Origin of the sequence: Armatimonas sp. (assembly GCF_031410135.1) — a bacterium.
Lineage (GTDB): Bacteria > Armatimonadota > Armatimonadia > Armatimonadales > Armatimonadaceae > Armatimonas.
Genome location: NZ_JANNYP010000851.1, coordinates 1 through 1,503 on the forward strand (window position 1 = coordinate 1; position 1,503 = coordinate 1,503).

Here is a 1,503-nt window from a genome sequence, read left to right on the forward strand (position 1 = left end):
CGGCGATGACCGGGCCGATTTCACGAGCAACACTCAGTGCGACAGTCGCTCCAACGAACGTGGTGACTCCGTATGCACCCAAGAACTGGCTCAAATAGAGTGACAGCACCGCTCCGGAGAAAATACTCGTCATCACGACAATCGGAACGGAAGAGACCCCGACAAACGCCTTCTGGTTAAGCGTTTCCGCGAATTCAAACTTGTGCAGAAGTCGGCGAAATGAGTCGCCGACCAGGGTGGAGCACTCGCCCACAAACGTGAGGAAGCTGAGAACTGGATCACCGATCAATTCCAGAAAACGCATTCTTACCTCGTCATTCTACGCGGTGTAAGAATTGCCAGGCGACTTGCCGACAATCTTTGTAGGACTCCTTGTGTGCGAGGAGGGCTTTGAGACGAACGCATGAATGTACTTATCGGGGTAGTAGTGGTGGTCGCGTCGGTCATGGTCGGATACATCATGCACCACGGTCAGATCGCGGTGTTGATTCAGATCAACGAATTCATCATCCTTGGTGGTGCCGGTTTAGGATCGTTCATCGCCGCCAATGGAATCGGCGGACTCAAAACCACCATTGCCGCCGTCATGGGTTTGCTCAAACCAGACCCCTTCACCAAAGATGCCTATCTTGATCTGCTGAAGATGATGTACCAACTCTTCAATGTCGCGCGAAAAGAAGGATTGCTCGGACTCGAAAAGCATGTCGAGACTCCGGAAGAAAGTGAGATCATAAAAGCCTTTCCCTCGTTCCTTGCTCACCACCATGCCGTACACTTTTTTGCCGATACGATGAAGGTTGTTCTTACTGGCTCGGTCGGTCCGCACGACCTTAGCGAGATGATGGAAATAGACCTTGAGATCGCGCACAAAGAAGCGTCTGCTCCAGCTACTGGGATCCAAACGGTGGGAGATGCCATGCCGGGTTTCGGAATCGTTGCTGCTGTTTTGGGCGTTATCATCACGATGGGAAAAATCGGTGGAGACCCGGCAGAAATTGGTAAGTCGGTTGCCGCCGCTCTTGTCGGTACGTTCCTTGGAATTCTGTTGGCGTACGGAATCTTTGCTCCGCTTTCGGCCGCAATGACCACCCGTCTGAACAGTGAGGGCCAATACATGAACTGCATTCGATTTGCACTGTTGAGCTTTGCCCGGGGCGAATCTCCGATCACATGTATCGAGTTCGCGCGCAGAAATATTGAGCCAGCCGTTCGCCCCGGCTTCACAGAAATGGAAACTAAGGTTAAGGAGAAGGCGGCGTAATGGCAGACAATCAAGTCATTATCGTCAAGAAGAAGGCCGCCCATGGTCACGCCCATCACGGCGGTTCGTGGAAGGTTGCCTATGCTGACTTCGTCACCGCTATGATGGCGTTCTTCATGGTCATGTGGATCATGGGTTTGTCTGAAGACAACAAGAACATCATTCAGGGCTACTTCAACGACCCAATGGGTTTTAACAAGTCTGTTCCCAGAAGCTCATCGATCATCGATTTGAAGATGAAG

General features: G+C 51.8%; 3 protein-coding genes. 2 read left to right on the forward strand and 1 reads right to left on the reverse strand.

Going from position 1 to position 1,503, the window contains the following annotated elements:
* Window positions 1-304, reverse strand: a 304-nt coding sequence (locus RMO15_RS30625) for an ABC transporter permease (RefSeq protein ID WP_309722207.1), incomplete at its 3' end; no start/stop codon positions are given.
* Window positions 305-403: 99 nt separating this feature from the next.
* Between RMO15_RS30625 and motA the strand changes: the two genes are divergently transcribed.
* Together motA and RMO15_RS30635 are read left to right on the forward strand one after the other, a co-directional pair.
* The gene (motA, locus tag RMO15_RS30630) at window positions 404-1,261 is read left to right on the forward strand and encodes a flagellar motor stator protein MotA (RefSeq protein ID WP_309722210.1); all 858 of its coding nucleotides are present in this window, start codon (window positions 404-406) and stop codon (window positions 1,259-1,261) included.
* Window positions 1,261-1,503: flagellar motor protein MotB (locus tag RMO15_RS30635; protein WP_309722213.1), on the forward strand; the 243-nt coding region annotated here is incomplete at its 3' end. The genes motA and RMO15_RS30635, both read left to right, overlap by 1 nt.